This is a genomic window from Kitasatospora sp. NPDC043949 (assembly GCF_056435365.1).
Genome location: NZ_JBWKEQ010000056.1, coordinates 33366 through 51312, shown reverse-complemented (window position 1 = coordinate 51312; position 17947 = coordinate 33366). Strand labels below are relative to the sequence as shown.

Annotated in this window: 16 protein-coding genes; 10 read left to right on the top strand and 6 right to left on the bottom strand. The window is 71.8% G+C overall.

The features are described from left to right. Positions 1 to 311 precede the first annotated feature (311 nt). From AC07AL_RS32500 to AC07AL_RS32480, 5 genes are all read left to right on the top strand, one after another. On the top strand, positions 312 to 1232 hold the full coding sequence (locus AC07AL_RS32500) for a recombinase family protein (RefSeq protein WP_363587234.1): 921 nt from the start codon (positions 312 to 314) through the stop codon (positions 1230 to 1232). Positions 1233 to 1825: 593 nt separating this feature from the next. Further along, a complete protein-coding gene (locus AC07AL_RS32495; RefSeq protein WP_363587235.1) occupies positions 1826 to 2317 on the top strand; it encodes a signal peptide protein in 492 nt (163 codons plus the stop codon). Positions 2318 to 3047: 730 nt separating this feature from the next. Beyond that, positions 3048 to 3422 carry an aggregation-promoting factor C-terminal-like domain-containing protein gene (locus AC07AL_RS32490; protein ID WP_363587236.1) on the top strand — a complete coding sequence of 125 codons (375 nt, stop codon included), beginning with the start codon at positions 3048 to 3050 and terminating at the stop codon, positions 3420 to 3422. Between the two features lie 353 nt (positions 3423 to 3775). Continuing rightward, positions 3776 to 4633 (top strand): SGNH/GDSL hydrolase family protein, encoded by an 858-nt coding sequence (locus AC07AL_RS32485; protein ID WP_363587237.1) that lies wholly within the window; start codon positions 3776 to 3778, stop codon positions 4631 to 4633. A 55-nt stretch (positions 4634 to 4688) separates the two neighbouring features. Further along, on the top strand, positions 4689 to 5927 hold the full coding sequence (locus AC07AL_RS32480; RefSeq protein ID WP_363587238.1) for an acyltransferase family protein: 1239 nt from the start codon (positions 4689 to 4691) through the stop codon (positions 5925 to 5927). A gap of 201 nt (positions 5928 to 6128) precedes the next feature. Here the strand turns inward: AC07AL_RS32480 and AC07AL_RS32475 are convergent, their stop codons facing one another. The 5 genes from AC07AL_RS32475 to AC07AL_RS32455 all read right to left on the bottom strand — a co-directional run bounded on the left by AC07AL_RS32475 (position 6129) and on the right by AC07AL_RS32455 (position 11091). Beyond that, positions 6129 to 6614, bottom strand: coding sequence for a GerMN domain-containing protein (locus AC07AL_RS32475; protein WP_363587239.1), 486 nt, complete (start codon positions 6612 to 6614; stop codon positions 6129 to 6131). Beyond that, positions 6611 to 8203 carry a sensor histidine kinase gene (locus tag AC07AL_RS32470; RefSeq protein WP_363587240.1) on the bottom strand — a complete coding sequence of 531 codons (1593 nt, stop codon included), beginning with the start codon at positions 8201 to 8203 and terminating at the stop codon, positions 6611 to 6613. The genes AC07AL_RS32475 and AC07AL_RS32470 overlap by 4 nt, the downstream gene beginning before the upstream one ends. Then, positions 8200 to 8895, bottom strand: a complete 696-nt coding sequence (locus AC07AL_RS32465; RefSeq protein WP_363587241.1) for a response regulator transcription factor — start codon at positions 8893 to 8895, stop codon at positions 8200 to 8202. Before AC07AL_RS32465 ends, AC07AL_RS32470 begins: the two co-directional genes overlap by 4 nt. Positions 8896 to 9163: 268 nt before the next feature. Then, a complete protein-coding gene (locus AC07AL_RS32460; RefSeq protein ID WP_363587256.1) occupies positions 9164 to 10336 on the bottom strand; it encodes a sensor histidine kinase in 1173 nt (390 codons plus the stop codon). An 89-nt stretch (positions 10337 to 10425) separates the two neighbouring features. Then, on the bottom strand, positions 10426 to 11091 hold the full coding sequence (locus tag AC07AL_RS32455; protein ID WP_363587242.1) for a response regulator transcription factor: 666 nt from the start codon (positions 11089 to 11091) through the stop codon (positions 10426 to 10428). Between the two features lie 187 nt (positions 11092 to 11278). Between AC07AL_RS32455 and AC07AL_RS32450 the strand changes: the two genes are divergently transcribed. From AC07AL_RS32450 to AC07AL_RS32430, 5 genes are all read left to right on the top strand, one after another. Next, complete coding sequence (locus AC07AL_RS32450) at positions 11279 to 11770, top strand: hypothetical protein (RefSeq protein ID WP_400844834.1); 492 nt, start codon at positions 11279 to 11281, stop codon at positions 11768 to 11770. Beyond that, positions 11760 to 12851: an efflux RND transporter periplasmic adaptor subunit gene (locus tag AC07AL_RS32445; protein ID WP_363632605.1), complete on the top strand. Its 1092-nt coding sequence runs from the start codon at positions 11760 to 11762 to the stop codon at positions 12849 to 12851. The genes AC07AL_RS32450 and AC07AL_RS32445 overlap by 11 nt, the downstream gene beginning before the upstream one ends. Continuing rightward, positions 12848 to 13558 carry an ABC transporter ATP-binding protein gene (locus AC07AL_RS32440; protein ID WP_363632604.1) on the top strand — a complete coding sequence of 237 codons (711 nt, stop codon included), beginning with the start codon at positions 12848 to 12850 and terminating at the stop codon, positions 13556 to 13558. Before AC07AL_RS32445 ends, AC07AL_RS32440 begins: the two co-directional genes overlap by 4 nt. Beyond that, on the top strand, positions 13555 to 14751 hold the full coding sequence (locus AC07AL_RS32435; protein ID WP_363632602.1) for an ABC transporter permease: 1197 nt from the start codon (positions 13555 to 13557) through the stop codon (positions 14749 to 14751). The genes AC07AL_RS32440 and AC07AL_RS32435 overlap by 4 nt, the downstream gene beginning before the upstream one ends. Positions 14752 to 14955: 204 nt before the next feature. After that, positions 14956 to 15498 (top strand): nitroreductase/quinone reductase family protein, encoded by a 543-nt coding sequence (locus AC07AL_RS32430; RefSeq protein WP_363632601.1) that lies wholly within the window; start codon positions 14956 to 14958, stop codon positions 15496 to 15498. 567 nt (positions 15499 to 16065) lie between these two features. On the opposite strand, the gene AC07AL_RS32425 is transcribed toward AC07AL_RS32430, so the two are convergent. Continuing rightward, positions 16066 to 17727: a hypothetical protein gene (locus tag AC07AL_RS32425; protein WP_363632599.1), complete on the bottom strand. Its 1662-nt coding sequence runs from the start codon at positions 17725 to 17727 to the stop codon at positions 16066 to 16068. Positions 17728 to 17947 lie beyond the last annotated feature (220 nt).

Genomic DNA, 17947 nt, shown 5'->3' with positions numbered 1-17947 from the left:
ATCCGCATATCGCATGCGAGACGGTCTACGCCGACAGGTGACCGTCCGTCAGTAAAACGGCAGATCCATCACCCCAAAGAGCAAATGTCAGTAACTACCAGGTGCGCGAAGAGTGATGGGCTCCGGCCGGGACGTCCTGTCCGTCCTCCGTGTCGTCAAAGGATCGAATGGCGACAGGCGCGGCGGACGTCCAATGAACCCGGGCTTTCCGGGGCCCGGCGGCGGCGCAGATCCAATCAGATCCGATGACGGATGATGACAGGGTTTGCTGACAGCTAGGGTCGAATGCGACCACCACAATGGGGAGCAGCATGGCCAACCTGGTCTACAAGCGGGTGTCGACCGACCAGCAGTCGACCGACCGCCAGAACCTGGTGCTGGACGAGGCCGGGATCGAGGCCCCGGTTGTCTTCGAGGAACAGGCCGGGACCTCCAGCCGCCTTCATCCGCTGGAGCGGCCGAAGTTCGGCGAGCTGCTCGCGTACGCGCGGCCAGGCGACGCTGTGCACATCTCCGAGATGTTCCGCCTGGTGCGCGGCACCGGGCACATCCTCGACGTGCTCGACGTCCTGCACCGCGACCGCCTCGCCCTGCGCATCCACGATGGCGCGTTCTCCGCGATGGACCTCACCGCCCGCCACCCGCGTACCGGCGAGCTGCTGTCCACCGTGAAATTCATGGTGCAGACCCTCGCCGCCGCCGGCGAACTCCAGCGCGACCTTCAGCGCGAACTGACCCACGACGGGCTGCGGGCCGCCGAGGCGAAGGGCAACAAGGGCGGGCGCCGCCCCGCCGTCCCGGCCGCGAAGACCGACGCCGTACGCACCGCGTACCTGGAACGCCGGTCCATCGCGGCCCTCGCCCGCGAGCATGATGTCAGCCGCGGCGCCATCCGCACTGCCGTCGTGGACCTCCTGCCCGAGTACACACCCGCCGACCCAGGCGCCCCGGCCCCGGAACTGCCGATCGTCCTCGACATGCCGGGCAAGGTCGCCGACTTCCTCCGCGCCGCCGAGTTGGAGCCCGTCGAGCGCGTCACGCTCGACCAGGGCGTGACCGTACGGTGCGGCCAGGGCTACACCCTTTGCGTCACTGCCGTGCCCGCGGTCCACCGCCAACTCCTCGACCGCTGCCAGTCCCTCGACGGCACCACGGCGGTCCCGGCCCAGCGCAAGGCCCGCCGCGAGTACGAGAACCGTGTCAACGCGCTCCCGGTTGCCAGCCTGCGTTGAACGGACCGAGCACCACACCCACCAAGATCAAGTACTGGCGGCTTCTGGGCTTACCTCGGCGCTACCCCTTGTTGTGAGGATAGGTGAACCTGCGGATGAGCGCCCGTACTCGTGGACAGGGCGATCTGCCGTGGTACGGGGTCAGCCGTCAGTGGCCCGTGGCCGTGTTCAACAGGGCCACGGGCGGTGCCGTCGTCACCGGTGACCGGGGCACGTCACCTGCACCCGCAGTGACGCCCTTCCCGCCGGGGTACGACCTGCGCTGCGACCACCGCGAGCACTGGTGGAGCAACCCGGGGTCCGACGGGGCGAAGCATCGGCCACCAGCGCGGTGGCCGGTGCTTCTTGCCGTCCGGTGAGGGGCCCGAAGGTGTGACCTGGCCTGCTTGCAGTGCTCGCTCCTGGAGGGCCCTGGGCGGGGCCGCCGGTCCGGTGCGGATGCGCGTTGGGCCATTGGTGTGCAGGGTGGATGGGTACGGTCCGGGCTGCCCGGCGGCGGCAGTCCGTCCAGCCGTGGAGCGCTCGGTGGGCGGGTGATCGCCCGGCCGCCGGTGAACTTCCCGGGAGCGCCGTCGATGACCGAAGGAGACGCCATGCCCACCTGGAAGGTCCTCCGCCGGGCTCTGGCCCCGACCGCCCTCGCCGCCGTGTTGGCCGCGCCGTTCACGATGCCGTCGCCGGCGCTCGCCACGGGGGTCCTCGCCCCGCAGGTGGTGGCCGCTGTCGCGCCGGTCTCGTTCGTCGGCCTGCCGGACCGGCCGCTGCCATCCGACCACGCGGCGCACCCGATGACTGTCACCTACCGCAACGACTCGTCGGCGGACCGGACCGTCGCCCCGCAGATCCTCGTCGAGTCACCGGACGACGGGCCCTTCCTCGCCCCGACGGACATCAAGCTCGAGGTCCTGACCGGCGGCCACTGGAGGACCGTGCGGCTGGCCAGCCAGACCGGAACGCTGTACACGGACCTCACCCGGGCGAAACTGGTCCTCCACAGCCATCACACCCTCACCCAGCGGTACCGGCTCACCGTCGTCAAGGCCGGCCCGGGCACGGTCCAGCCCAGGATCGCGCTGTACGCCTGAAGCCCTCGGGGCTCCGCCGGCCGCATGGGTCGCATGGGCCGCATGGGCCGCGTCGAGATGCCTGGCGACTCGCACCCGGCCACGAACGACGCCGGGGCGTCTTCGGAGCGGGGTATGCCGGCGGGACGGACGGGCGTCTCGGTGGCCCGGCCGGGATCCCGTGACGGCTTCGCGCCCTGCCCGACCGCCGCCCTGCCGGCCAGGGGGCCGTCAGCTGTGGCGACGCCCTGTGGTGCCGTTCCCGCGTCGGCCGGGTGTGGTGGCGGTCTCAATGGCGGCCGATCGGCGGTGACTCGGCGTGGTGGCGGCGGGCCGGTCGGTGATGGCGCCGGGGTTGGGGCCGTGAGTGCGCTCACATGTGAATGCGGTGTACGACGACGGATAGTGGTGTCCGTTTTGCACTATTTTGCAACTGTTTGGTGGGTTATTGGGGGGTGTTTGTGCAGGCGGAGCGGGGTCGGCGCGCTCCGGGCGGCCCGCCCCTCGAACCAGTGCCGGTCGCTTCGCTACGACGGCGGATCGTAGCGGAGGGGTCTTGGCGAGCGCCGATCCGGTCTGGCAACTTGGCATTCATCGCCAGCCACACCGGCTCCTGTCCCACCGGTGAACGGCTTACCGCCGAGTCACACCCCGCGACCGTTCGGCCCCTGTCCGGCCACGGTCGAGGCGGGGAGTGACGCCGGCCCAACTGATTGAGGTCTTGCTCTATATGCCCGCTTTCAAGTTCCGTATGCGTACCACTGCCGTGATTCTTGCCGGTGCCGCCGGTGTGACCGCCCTGGGTGCCGCCGTGGTCCCCGCCGTCGCCTCGGCCGCGGACGCCTCCCCGCAGGCCATCGCCGCGCAGATCGTGCCGGCGGACCAGCTGGCCTCGTTCAGCCAGATCATCTCCCACGAGTCGGGCTGGAACGTCACGGCGACCAACCCGAGCTCGGGCTCGTACGGTCTGGGCCAGGCGCTGCCGGCCTCCAAGATGGCCTCGGCCGGCGCGGACTGGAAGACCAACCCGTCCACCCAGATCAAGTGGTCGCTGGACTACATGAACACCCGCTACGGCAGCCCGAACGCGGCCTGGAACTTCTGGCAGGCCAACCACTGGTACTAAGCCGACCACTCGGCTTCCCCTCACCCCGGGGGCCGGACAGGGGCAACCGGAGTGACCCACGAGGGCCTGTTCCCGCGCATCTGCGCGGGAACAGGCCCTCGTGCCGTCTCCGGGCCGTTCGAAACACACGATCGGCAGCAGCGCACCTGTGCCGGCGCCTGCCGTGGCGGCACGGCGACGTACCACTTCCGTGACGGCTGCCGGGAGGTGTTCGTCATCGGCACCGGCCACGCCGTGTGGACGCGTTGGACCCGCCCCTCGGGGACGTCGGTTACGGGATGCTCATGAGGCCGTCGAACCGCGGTGACACAACGGTCAAACGGCGCGAAAAGAGGTCTCCTAGCTTCTTCCGCATGACCTACGAACACCGAACGTCCCATGACCACGACACCCACGCCGTTGGCCGCGGCCTGCGCCGGGGTGGCATCCTCTGCGCTGCCGTCCTCGCCGGCGCCCTCGCCCTGACCTCCTGCGGAAGCTCCCCGGCCGAGGACGGGGGTGGCCCGGGGCCGGCGAAGGCCGGGGCCGGCGCGGAGCGGCCGTCGTCGGTGCCCGGCGCCGGAGGGTTGAAGAAGCCCTCAAGGATCCTGTGGATGGGGGACTCCATCGCCGTCGGGGAGGCGCTGCCGCTGGCCGCCGCGCTCAAGTCCACCGGCATCGAGCTCACCTCCGTCGCCGCCGACGGCGGCGGCGCAGCGGTCGGACCGGTGGCGATGTCCAGCGGCGACGTCGCCTCCCGGCTCACGTCGGTCCGCCCCGAGCTGGTGGCCTACCAGATCACCACCTACGACTGGGGCGGCCCGCAGGCGCAGCAGCAGGCGTACGAGAAGCTGATCGACACGGTCAAGGCCGCGGGTGCCCGTCTGGTGATCGTCACCACTCCGCCGTTCGACACGGGCGATGACTTCTACGCCCCGCACAGGGCCGACATCGAGTCCGCTCCGGGGGCGGCGAAGGCGGCCGTCGCCGCGCACCCCGGCGATGCCTTCTTCCTCGACGCCTCCGCCTTGTGGGGCACCGACTTCAAGGCCCCGCAGGCGCAGCGTTCGAACGACAGGACGCACTCCTGCCAGCAGGGCACGGCGAAGTTCGCGCAGTGGTTCACCACCGAGGTGGGCAAGCTGGCCGGGTTCTCGCCCGCCGATCCCAAGAGCTGGGCCAACGGCGACTGGACCAAGTCGGATGTGTTCGCCCAGCTGAACTGCGCCTGAGCCGGTGTCCGAGATGAAGACCGCCTCGCCGACGGCCCGGCGGGGGAACGCGCGCGTGTCCCGCCGCCGGCCGGGCCCGGGGACCGCCGCGCGCTCCGGCTCCCGCCGCTCCCACGTCCCGGCCCTGGACGGCCTGCGCGGGCTGGCCGTCCTCGGGGTCCTCCTGTTCCACCTCGGGGACTTCCCCGGCGGGTTCCTGGGGGTCGACCTGTTCTTCGTGCTCTCCGGCTTCCTCATCACGGGGCTGTTGCTGCGGGAGGCCGGGGAGAACGGCGGCCGGATCGACCTGGCGGCCTTCTGGGGCCGCCGGGCCAGGCGGCTGATGCCCGCCCTCGCCCTGGCCCTGGGCTCGGCGATGGTGCTGGCCTCCGTGCTGGGCACGGCGGCCATGGCCCGCTTCGCGCACCAGGACGCCCCCTGGGTGGTGGCCAACCTCGCGAACTGGCATTTCATCGACGCGCAGGTCGGTTACTTCCAGGCGAACCCGACCCGGGTGTTCACCCACCTGTGGAGCATCGCGGTGGAGGAGCAGTTCTACCTGCTGTGGCCACCGCTGGTGCTGCTTCTGTTGCGGCTGCGCCGGACCGCGGGTGCCGTCGCGGTGGCCGGCGTGGCGCTGGTCGGTGCGCTGGTGTCCGCGGCGCTGATGGCGCTGCTCGTCGACCCGATGGACACCACCCGGGTCTACGAGGGCACCGACACCCGGGTGTTCGCCCTGCTGCTCGGCGCGCTCGCGGCCACTCCGGCGGTGCGGCTGCGGGTGGCGCGGTTGCCGGGGCCCGCCGCGGGCCGGCTGGCGCTGATCCCGGCGGGCCTGCTGGCCGCCGGGTGGGCGCTGGCCTCGGGGACGGGGCAGCTCGTCCTGTTCCGCGGCGGGTTGCTGTTGCACTCGGCGGCGGCGGCCGCGCTGATCGCCCTGCTCGCGCACGTCCCGGCGTCCCCGCTGGGCAGGGTGCTGAGCTGGCGCCCGCTGACGGTACTGGGCGGGCTCTCGTACGGCCTGTACCTGTGGCACTGGCCGCTGATCCTGCTCCTGGACCACGCTGGTCCCCGCCTGGAGGGCTGGGCCCGGATGTTGTGGCTGGGCGGGCTGGCGGTGGCGGTCGCGGCCGGGTTGAAGGCACTGCTGGAGGACCCCGTCCGCTACCGGGCCCGCTGGGCCCGCGGCCGCCCCGGGGTCCTGGCGGCCGTGAGCACCCTGGGCGCGCTCGCCGCACTGTGGCTGGTGCTGCCGCTGATCGCGCCGACGGCGCCGGGTGCCGTCGTGGACGTCACCCAACTGTCCCTTCCCTGAGGCGCGGTGGCCGGATCCGCGCTGTGCCTGCGTGCGTTCGGGCCGGGCTTCGGGACCTGTCCCAGACCGTCGCGGGCGGGCAGGCAGGCAGACAGGTAGGCAGCCGGTGCCGGTGATCCGGCTCGCTGAGCCCGGGCGGGCGTCCTCACCGAGGTGTGTGGCGAGGCCTCGTGCGACCTTCCAGGTCGGGTTCCGTCGGCTTCAGCCGGTGTGGTGGAGGTCGCACTGCGCGAAGACCGGTCCGGGGGCGTCGCTGCTGACCACGGCGATCCGGGGGGCGGTCGCGGTGGTCGCGGGGGCGTCCTCGGCGGTGCAGACCAGCTGCTGGATGGCGTAGGGGCTCAGCGCGGAGGTCGGCCAGGACAGGCGCAGGGTGACGGTGCCGTCCTCGCCGGCGGCGGTGACCTTGCCGGAGGCGGGCAGGGCGGTGCCGAGACCGGTGTGCTGCTCCGTCTGGGTGGGGCCTGCCATGAGGGCGTCCAGGGTCTGCTGGAGGCCTTCGCGTTCGGTGCCCGGCCTGATCGTCAGGCGGATTCCCTGGGGGCTGAGGAAGTACAGCCGGGTGCCGGACTCGATCCCGGTGGCGGGCTTGCCCGACTTCACCGCGCCCGCCGTGTCGGGGATCGCGCAGCCGCAGGCCGTGAGGAGCAGCGCCGCTGCGGCGGTCGAGCGGAGGCGGATGGTCATGGGGCGTCCTTCGTCAGGGGTCCGCGGGGCAGGACGAGGGTGAACACCGCGCCGCTGCCGGGGGCGTTGGCGGCCTCGATGAAGCCGCCGTGCAGGCGGGCGTTCTCCTGGGCGATGGCCAGGCCGAGCCCGCTGCCCTCGGAGCGGGTGCGGGCCCTGTCGGCCTTGTAGAAGCGGTCGAACAGGTGCGGGAGTTCGGCGGGCGGGATGCCCGGGCCGCGGTCGGTGACGGTCAGCACCAGGTCGGATCCCGGCCGCGGGTCACGGGTGGTGAGGGTGAGGCGTACGGGCGGGCGGCCGTGGCGCAGGGCGTTGCCGGCCAGATTGGCGACGATGACGTCGAAGCGGCGTGCGTCGAGGCGGACGGGCAGGGCGGCGGGCAGGTCCAGCTCGATCCGGTCGCTCCAGCCGCGCAGGTCGAGGGTGGCGCGTACGGCTTCCGCGGCGTCCACGTCCTCGGTGCGCAGCGGGGCGGCGCCGGCGTCCATGCGGGAGATCTCGATGAGGTCGTTGACCAGGCGGGTGAGGCGGCCGGTCTCGTTGCTGATCATGCGCAGGGCGGTCGCGGTGTCGGCGGGCAGGTGTTCGGCGTCCTCGTCGAGGATGTCGGTGACGGCGGCCATGGCGGCCAGCGGGGTGCGCAGTTCGTGGGAGACGTCGGCGGCGAACCGGCGGCCCTGGCTCTCGACCGCCCGAAGCTCCTCGATGGTGCCCTGGAGGGTGCGGGCGGTGTGGTTGAACGTCTTGGACAGCTGGGCGAGTTCGTCGTGACCGGAGACGGCGAGGCGGGTGTCGAGCCGTCCCTGGGCGAGGGCCTGGGCGGCGTCGCCCAGGGCGCGGACGGGGCGCAGGACCTGGCGGGTGGCGAGCAGGGCGAGTCCGGCGGCCAGTACGGCGGCGAACACGCCGGCGCCGGTGGCGGCGGCCAGCAGGGTGCTGGTGGCCTCCTGTTCGCGGTCCAGGGGCAGGAGGGCGTAGACGGTCAGCCCGGACAGGTCGCCGGCTCTTGCGGCCGGGGTGGCGGGGCCGGCGGTGGTGTGGGTGGTGTGGGTGACGGGGACGCCGACCGCGAGCCAGGAGTGCCCGTCGGCGGTGAATCGCTGGAAGGCGCCGTGGCCCGAGCCGACGGTGTCCTGGAGGGCGGCCGGGATGGTGACGGCGGCGGTCCACTCGGAGTGGGCGGCGCCGTAGCGGGCCAGGACGTGCCAGTCGCGGAAGCCGCCGGTGCCCGAGAGCCGGAGGGACAGGCGGTCGAGTTCGGCCTGGGTCGGGGGGAAGGGCAGGGCGGGGGCCAGGACGTCGACGCGGCGGCGCAGCTCGTCCAGGGCGGTGTCCTGGGTCAGGTCGAGGGTGGAGCCGGTGGCGGCCTGGTAGGTGAGTGCGGAGGTGGCCAGGGCGCTGACGGCGGCGGTGGCGACGAACGCGGCGAGCATCCGCGGACGCAGCCCCAGGACGGCCCGGCGCCACCGGAGGAAGCGGGAGGCGTCGGGGCGGTCCGGCCGGTCGTCGGCACGGGCGGTGCCGTTCGCGGCTCCGCGCGTCCGGGTTTCGGCCGAGGGGTGCTCCGGTGTGTGCGGCGGGGTGGTCACAGGGGGCCGAATCGGTAGCCGAAACCGCGCACGGTCTGGAGGTAGCGGGGCACGGAGGGGTCGTCCTCCAGCTTCGCGCGCAGCCGGTTCACCCCGGCGTCGACCAGGCGGATGTCCTCCTGGCGGCCCAGGCCCCAGACGGAGTCCAGCAGCTGCTCCCGGCTGAAGACCCGGCCCGGCGCGGCGGACAGCTCCAGCAGCAGGCGCAGCTCGCCGGGTGCCAGGGGCAGCGGGGTGCCGCGTTTGGCGACGGTCAGCGCGGCCCGGTCCAGCACCAGGTCGCCGTGCACCTCCCGCACCGCCTCGGCCACCCCGGGCGCGGGGGACACGTTGGTGGTGCGGCGCAGGACGGCCTTGATCCGGGCGTCGAGGACCCTGGACTGCGCGGGCTTGACCACGTAGTCGTCGGCCCCGTACTCCAGGCCGAGGACGGTGTCGATGTCGTCCCCTCGCGCGGTCAGCATGATCACCGGGACACTCCCGTGCGTGCGCAGCCGCCGGCACACCTCGAAGCCGTCGATCCCGGGCAGCATCAGATCCAGCACCACGATCTCCGGAGGCTCCCGGAACACCTGCTCCAGGCCGTCCTCGCCGGTGGCGGCCATCCGCACCTCGTGGCCCTGGCGGCGCAGGCCCAGGGCCAGCGCCTCGCGCACCGACGCGTCGTCCTCGATCAGCAGTACCCGTGACATATCCACCAGTATCCGGCCCTCCGACCTGCGCAGGAGGCCGTGGAGCAGGGATCGGTGAGGTTGTTGCGAAACGCTCATACGCAGCTCACAGGCCCGGAAACCGCGCGACGGACGGTGGTTCCGTCGCCGTGGCGACTCCGCCGAACAGTCGCCACCCCCGCCAACGCGTGAGGAACCCCACGTCCAACGGCTACACCTTCAGTTTCCCCGAGCAGTGCCCCCGCCCTGCGGATCTGCTGCTCCGCGCCCGGGCCCCCGGGCCGGCGGATCAGGTCGTGGGGAACTCGACCCGGACCCGCAGTCCGCCCGTGCCGGCGGGGACGGCGGTGACGACGGCGTGATGGGCGCGCGCGATGGAGGCGACGATGGACAGGCCCAGGCCCGCGCCCTCACCCGGGCTGTGCCGACGCTCCCGGAGGCGGCGGAAGGGCTCGAAGAGATAGGGGACGGTCTCCGGCGGCACCTGGGGACCGGTGTTGGCGACCTCCAGGACACCGTCGTGCACGCCGACCTCGACCCGGCCGCCGTCGTGGTTGTAGCGCAGGGCGTTGCCGACCAGGTTGCGCACCAGGTGTGCCAGCAGCACCGGATCACCCTCGACGGACACGGGGGCGGTGTCGGTCCGGACGGTGACGCGGTTCTCCCGGGCTTCCTGCGAGGCGTCGCACTCGGCGGCCACCGCGCGGGCCAGCTCGTCCAGTGCGACCGGTTCGCGCCGGTCCAGCCTCTGGTCGGAGACGGACAGCAACAGCAGGCCCTCGATGAGCCGTTCGCTGCTCTCGGAGACCTCGATCAGTTTGCGGCGGACCCGGGCGACGGCGGCCGGATCCTCGGTGGCCAGCCCGATTTCGGCCGCGGCCCGCTGCACCGCGAGCGGAGTCCGCAGTTCGTGCGCGGCGTTGGCCGCGAACCGCTGCTGCGCACCCACCAGTTGTTCCATGCGGTCGAGCATGGCGTCGAAGGTGTCGGCGAGCTGTTTGAGCTCGCCCGGGGGTGCGTCGAGGGCGATCCGCTCGTGCAGGTTCTCACCCGAGAGCCGCCGCGCCGTGTTGGTGATCACCGCCACCGGGCGCAGCACCCGCCCCGACATCCACCAGGCGAGCGCCACCGAGATGACGGCGAAGGCGGCCAGAGCGATCAGGGAGACGGTCAGCAGCTGGTTCTGGGCTGCCTGCTCGGCGGCCTGGGTGACGACCTTGACGGCCTGGAAGTGGGACTGTCCGCCGTCGGCGGGGGCGGTTCCGGGTGGAGCGTTCGCGGGTGAAGCGGTTCCCATCGTGAGGGATTTCGCCGCGGCGGGGTCCGGGGTCGCCAGTGTGGCCAGTCGCGGTTCGACGGCGACGGCCGTGCTGATCGAGGTGTACAGGCCCTCCCGGACCAGGAAGTTGACCAGGAAGATGAGCATGGCCCCGGCGAGGACGAGCAGCCCGCCGTAGAGCATGGTCAGCCGGCCCCGTTCCCCGCCCGGCAGCCGCGGGCGTGGTCGGCCGGGCAGCGGAGGCCGGTTCAGGCCGACCGAGGCGAAGCGCCTCATGCCGGGACGCCGATGCGGTAGCCGTGGCCGGGCACGGTGTCGATGACCGAGGGCTCGCCGAGCTTGGCGCGGAGTTTGCTGAGGACGACCCGAACCGCGTTGGTGCGGTATCCCATGTTCCGCTCCCACACCTGCTCGATCAGGTCATCACCGCAGACCACGGCGCCCTCGGCCTGCATCAGCACCTCCAGTACGCCGAACTCCTTGCGGGACAGGGCGAGGTAGCGGCCCTCCCGGAAGGCCTGGCGGCGAGCGGTGTCGAGGGTGATGCCCGCACGTTCGATGACCGGCGGAAGGGCGGGGTGGGTGCGGCGGCCGAGCGCCAGGACCCGGGCCAGCAGCTCCTCGTAGGCGAACGGCTTGGTGAGGTAGTCGTCCGCGCCCAGGTCCAGGCCGTCGACGCGGTCGCGGACGGTACCGGAGGCGGTGAGCATCAGCACCCGGGTCAGCAGCCGCTGCTCGACGACGCTCTGGCACACCTCGTCGCCGTGCGCCCCGGGCAGGTCGCGGTCGAGTACGAGCACGGCGTAGTCGGTGAGCCTCAGCCGCTCCAGCGCGTCGGCGCCGTTGTACACGACGTCGACGGCCAGGGCGTCGCGCCGCAATCCCTCGGCGATCATGTCCGCCAGGAATTCCTCGTCCTCCACGATCAGTACACGCATGACACCAGGTGTACCTGAGACCCACCTTTCGTCGCCGTAAAGGTCTCGGCTGACAGCGGCGAAATGCGGGTGCGTGCCAGCCTCTGCGTGGCCGGAGCGGTCGGCCACTCGTCATCGGCCACTCGTCATCGGCCACTGGTCATCGGCCACTCGTCATCGGACACGGAGGAATTCCATGCGGAACCACATGCGGAACCACAGGTACGGCGCGGCGGCCGCGCTGGTGGCGGGGATCGCGCTGTTCGCCACGGCCTGCGGCGGAGGCGCCACGGGCTCCGGCGGGGGCGGCGGCTCGGACTCGTCGGGCACGGGCGCGGCGGCGGACCAGGCCTACGAGCACCGTAAGTGTCTGCGCGAACACGGCGCCCAGGTGAAGGAGCCCGAGCCGGGCCAGGACCCGCGGGCCATGGTCCTGGAGGGCGGCCAGGACAAGATGGCGGAAGCCCTCAAGGCCTGCGGGGGAGTCGGTGGCGCGGGTGGCGCGAAGATGTCCCAGGCCGACAAGGACAAGGCCCTCGAATTCGCCCGGTGCATGCGCGGTAACGGTGTGGACATGCCGGACCCGAAGTTCGACGGCGACTCGGCGATGTCGGGATCGGCGATGAAGATCCCGGAGGGCGCCGAGAAGGACAGGTTCGACCAGGCGAACAAGGCGTGCAGTGGTCAGAATGCGCAGTGAGCGCGGGCGCAGCCGCCGGACGTACCTGATCGCCGTGCTGGCCACCTCGGTCACGCTGGCGGGCGGGGTCACGGCCCTCTCGCAGACCGGAGGCGGCGGCAACGCCGGCGTGGACCGCACGGACGGGCTGCCGCCGAGCACGGGCTCGGTGGAGCGGCAGGACCTGAGCAGTCGGACCAGGGTGGACGGGGTCCTCGGTTACGCCGAGGAGCGCCGGATCAACGCCGGTGTGCCGGGCACCCTCACCTGGCTCCCGGAGGCCGGCGCGGTGGTGAAACGCGACGGGGTTCTCTATGAGGTCGACGGCCGGAAGGTCCGGCTCATGGTCGGCGAGCGCCCGATGTACCGGACGCTGAAGGCCGGCGACGAGGGGCCGGACGTCAGACAGCTGAAGGAGAACCTCCGCGACCTGGGCTACGGCAAGGGGCTGGCCGCGGACGAGAAGTTCACCGCCGGTACGGCGGAAGCGGTCAAGCGCTGGCAGAAGGCCCACGGCCTGGCCCAGACCGGCGAGATCGGCCCCGAGCAGATCGTCTTCTCACCCGCTCCGGTGCGGATCAAGAAGAACGACGCGGCCGTCGGCGACCAGGCAGCTCCCGGCAAGCCGGTCCTCACCGCCACCGGCGCCGAACGGCAGGTGCAGATCAAGATCGAGGTCTCCCGGGCCGACCTCGCCAAGCCCAGCACCCGGGTCGAGGTCGACCTGCCCGGCGGCGCCAGGGCCAAGGGCAAGGTCGCCTCCGTGGACCGCACCATCGGTGAGGACGGCAAGGAGCAGGGCTCCCCGGACAAGCCCGCCAAGATCACCGCCCGGGTGGTATTCGACGACCCGGGGCAGGCGGAGGGCTTCGACCAGGCGCCCGTCACCGTCGAGCTCGAAGGCGAGGTCCACAAGGACGTGCTGACCGTACCGGTCAACGCACTGCTCGCGCTGTCCGGCGGGGGCTTCGGCGTCCAGGTCGTGGAGAACGGGAAGGTGCGCGAAGTCCCGGTCCAGCTCGGCATGTTCGGACAGGGCCGGGTCGAGGTCAGCGGGACCGACCTGACCGAGGGGATGAAGGTCGGGGTGCCCAAGTCATGAGCGCGGTGGTCGAGTTGAACCAGGTCACCAAGGAGTATCCGGGCGCGGTCACGGCGCTGCACGGAGTGGACCTGCGCATCGGACGCGGCGAACTGCTCGCCATCGTCGGCCCTTCGGGGTCGGGCAAGTCCACCCTGCTGCACATCGTCGGCACCCTGGACCGGCCCAGCGCCGGATCCGTCACCCTGGCGGGCCACGACGTCGCCGCCCTCTCCGACCGCAGGCTGTCCGCCCTGCGCGCCCGGCACATCGGCTTCGTCTTCCAGTCCTTCCACCTGGTGGCCGGGGTCAGCGCCCGGGACAACGTCGCCGAGGGCCTGCTCTACTCGGGCCTGCCGCGCGCCCAGCGCCGCAGGCGCGCGGCCCTGGCCCTGGAGCGGGTCGGGCTCGCGGACCGGATGCACCACCGTCCGCACGAGCTGTCGGGCGGCCAGCGGCAGCGGGTGGCCATCGCCCGGGCGGTGGTCGGCGAACCGGACCTGCTGCTGGCCGACGAGCCGACCGGCGCGCTGGACTCCGCCTCGAGCGAAGCGGTGATGGAGCTGCTCTACGACCTCAACGCCGAGGGTGCCACCATCGCGGTGATCACCCACGACGGCGAGATCGCCGACAGCCTGCCACGCCGGGTCCGCATCCGCGACGGCCGCGTCGTGGCGGATCTGCGCACCGGCGCCGCAGACCCGGCCGATCGGGGTGGGGAGCGATGAGTCGCACACGGCTCTCCCCGGCCCGGCTCGGCCCCCGCGACGTCCTCCACGTCGGCTCGGCCGGCCTGCGCACCCGGCCGCTGCGGGTGGTGCTGTCCGCGCTGGGCATCGCCATCGGCATCGCCACCATGATCGCGGTGGTCGGCATCTCCTCCTCCAGTAAGGCCCAACTCCTCAGGCAGCTCGATCAGTTGGGAACCAACCTGCTGGTGGCATCCCCTGGGCAGGGGCTGTTCGGCGAGAAGGTGAAGCTGCCCGAGGAGTCGATCGGCATGCTGAGCCGCGTCCCCGGGGTCGAGCAGGTCGGCGCGACCGGGGACCTGGCGCAGTCCGTCAGACGCAGTGAGAAGATCCCCAACGACGAAACCGGCGGCATCACCGTGAAGGCCGCCACCGAAGGACTGCTGGACGTCGTGCGCGGCGCGGTCGGCTCGGGCACCTGGCTCAACGAGGCCAACGGGCGCTACCCGTCGACGGTTCTCGGACACGTCGCGGCCCGGCGCCTGGGCATCGCCGCCCCGGGCCAGCAGGTCCACATCGGCGGCCAGTACTTCACCGTCATCGGCATCCTCGACCCGCTGCCGCTGGCTCCCGAGATCGAACGGGCCGCCCTGGTCGGCTGGGACGGCGCCGGCGCGCTGCTGGGCTTCGACGGCCACCCGACCCAGATCTACGAACGGTCGACGGACCAGACGGTCGGCGCCGTCCGCGCGCTGATCCCACGCACCGTCGACCCGCAGAACCCGCACAACGTGCAGGTCACCGACCCCTCCTCGGCACTCCAGGCCAAGGCCGCCACCGAGGGGGCGTTCACCGACCTCCTGCTCGGACTGGGCGGGGTGGCACTCCTGGTCGGCGGCGTCGGGGTCGCCAACACGATGATCATCTCAGTGCTGGAGAGGCGCCACGAGATCGGACTGCGCCGCTCCCTGGGCGCCACCAGGGGCCAGATCCGTCTCCAGTTCGTGACGGAGTCCCTCCTGCTCTCCGGACTGGGTGGGCTGGCCGGCGTGGCCCTGGGCGCGGCCGCCACCTACGCCTTCGCCGCCTCGGGCGGCCTGCCCTGGGTGATCCCCTTGTGGGCCGTCACCGGGGGCTTCGCCGCCACCTTGCTCATCGGTACGGTCGCAGGCCTCTACCCGGCCGTCCGGGCCTCCCGACTCTCCCCGACCCTCGCCCTCCACGCCGGCTAGCGGGCGGCACGGCGTGGGGTGCTCCTGGGAGCCGATCCACCCGACCTGCCCAGAACGTGTCCGGCCCCGACGTCTCCGTCGGGGCCGGACACGTTCTGCACAGCAATGAGGCCGGCCGGACCGGCACAGCTTCGATCCGACCGGCCCCATCGGGTCAGTTGACCTCTGTTACTTGACCTCTGTCACTGCGCCACCGAGGACTCGATGCCGACGCCGTCCTGCACGCCGACGAGTCGATCCGTGGGCAACTGGTCAAGGGCGCGATCCTTGAGAAGGACCAGAGCACGGGCGGGCAGAACTCGCCGCTGGGCTGCCCCACCACCCGAGAAGCCCCCTGACCAGCCTCGATGGCCGCGCGGGCAGCCGGTCGAAAGCCGCGAGGAATCCTGCCGCCCGGCTGCTGCCGCGCAGGGTGGATACGGAGAGTGCTGGATCACGGTGGTCGGCCCGCACGTCACGCGACAGGTCCAGGTCCAGGTCCAGGTGCTGGAGCGGCGCGACCTCGTCCGTCGCGTCGGCGCGCCCAAGAATCCGACCTGGTACCACAACCTGGTCGCGCATCCGCGGGTCGAGCTCCAGGACGGCGGCGTGCGCCAGGACATGACGGCCCGCGAGGTCGAGGGCGCGGAGCGGGAGCTGTGGTGGTCCCGCGCGGTCGAGGTCTGGCCGGACTACGCCGAATACCAGACGAAGACGGACCGGGTGGTCCCTGTCTTCGTGTTGGAGCCGGAGACCGCCGGCCGTTGACCCCGAACGGCTCGGGCGGGACCCGGACGGTCAGAAATCGCCCACCCGCCCGAGCCCTTCGACCTGCCGTGCCGAATCGTCGTACCTGCGAGGGTCTTCGAAAATACCGGCTGGGGTGTTTTTCCCTGCGGCGATAACGCGGACGGGAGTCCGGTCGGCGCTACCTGCGACCCGCCGGCCACTTCGGGGCGGTGCCCGCCTCCCGCTCCTTCCTTCCCTCCCTCCCTCCCTGCTGCGCGGACCCACCGGCGCAGCCGAGCCCTCGCCGCCGGAACAGACCACCCCACCGGCCGTCGACGTCATGGCGTAGCCCCGCGCGCTGTCGGCGGCCGCTACCGGCACCGTGGAGGGAGGCTTCCCGGGCTCGAACCCCCGAGCGGGTCCGGGAAGCCGTACCAACGGCAACGGCCTCAGCACAATGCCCTCTCGCTGGGGGGCAGCCGGAACTTCTGGCTCGATTCCGCCGCCGATGCCTTGCTCTGCGGGCGGGGTTCCGCCCGTCCACGCCGGACGGCCCGGCCCTCATGAGGAGGGCCGGGCCGTTGCGATCTCGGTTCGGGTGGTGGGTCAGCTGGCGGGGGTGCCGACGATGTTGGTGAGGTCGACGGTGGCCCATTGGCCGTTGGGTTGGAGGGCGGTGAGGCTGAGGTGTCCGCCGTCGGTCGAGCCGCGGGAGTAGATGGCGAGGGTGCCGTCGGGGTCGGTGGTGGCGCTGAGGGCGCCGTCGGTTACCGGGGTGCCGACTTTGTTGGTGAGGTCGGTGGTGGCCCAGTGGTTGGCGGTGTCCTTGTAGGTGATCTGCAGGTGGCCGTTGGCGGCGTTGGCACTGACCACGCCGGTGACACCGTTCTTCATGGTGAAAGCACTGGGCGCGCCACCCGCCGAGACCGGGGTACCGACGACGTTCGTGAGGTCGACCGTTGCCCACTGGCCGTTCGCATACCTGGCGGTCCCCTGGAGATGACCGTCGACACTGCGGGAGTAGATCATGAGGGTGCCGTCGGAGTCGGTCGTGGCACTGAGCGCGCCGTCGGTGGCCGGTGTGCCGGCCTGGTTGGCGAGGTCGGTGGTCGCCCACTGGCCGGCGGCGTCCTTGTAGGTGATCTGCAGGTGGCCGTTGGCGGCATTCGCGCTGGCCACACCGACGGTCCCGTTCTTCTGGGTGAAGGTCGCGGGCGCCCCACCCGCCGATATCGGGGTGCCGACGACGTTGGTGAGGTCGACGGTGGCCCAACTCCCGTTCGGCTGGAGAGCGGTGAGACTCAGATGCCCGCCATCGTTCGAACCACGGGAATAGATCGCGAGAGTGCCATCGGGATCCGTCGTGGCACGGACCGCACCCCCGGTGACCGGCGTACCGACCTGGTTGGTGAGGTCGCTGGTGGCCCACTTGTCGGCGGCGTCGCGATACGTGATCTGCAGGTGGCCGTTGGCGGCGTTGGCACTGGCCACGCCGGTGACACCGTTCTTCATCGCGAACGCACTCGGCGCGCCACCCGCCGAAATCGGAGTGCCCACGACATTGGTGAGGTCGACGGTCGCCCACTTGTCGGTCGGATACCTGGCAGTCCCCTGAAGATGACCGTCGACGCTGCGGGTGAAGGTGTAGGCCGTGCCGTCGACACCACTCACCGAACTACCGTCACCAACCGCCGGCACCCACGCCGAACCCGGCGCCGGGTCGTTGACGACGTTCTTGTAGCGCAGTGCCTTGTAGTCGCCGTTCGGGTGCGAGTCGAGGGACGCGGCGTTGATCGAGACCCCGGTCCGGTGCTTCACCGGTGTGCTGCCGAAGGAGTAGTACGAGAAGGTGGTGCGGGCGGCGTCGTCCCACTTCTCGAAGAGGATGACGTGGTCGTAGTACGAGTTCAGGATGTCGCCCGGCATCAGATCGCTGCGGCTGATCTGGTAGGTGAAGCTGTCCGCGAGGCCCTGCGTGTTGGCGCTGGTGCCGAGGTGCCAGGCCATCGAGACATAGCCCGAGCAATCCGTGCGGTAGGAGCGGCCGGAGGAGTCCGGGTACGAGCCGCCCTGGTCGTAGCCGATGGACTTGCCGTACCAGTACTGGGCACGGGCGAGGATCTCCGATCGGGTGATCTGGCCGCCGACCGAGGAGGTCGTCGCCGCGTACGAACTCCCGGCGGTGACGGCCGTGACGACCACGGCACCGGAGGCGGCGATGGCGGCGGCGAGCGTGACGCGCAGCAGCTTGGAGGCGTTCGAAGGCATGACAGCTCCAGCAGGCATGACAGCTCCAGCAGGGAGGAAGGGGTGGGATCGGGCCGTGCGTGGCGCTGAGCGCACACCGGGAGGTGACGGCTGCCCTGCAGGAGCAGCGGTCGGTGACACCTGGTCCGGTGTGCTGCCCCGGGCAGGTGCTCCCTGGCGGCGGTCACCAGTCTCACCACCGGTCAGGAGCCTCGAAAGGACCTTGGGCAGGCCGGAACCG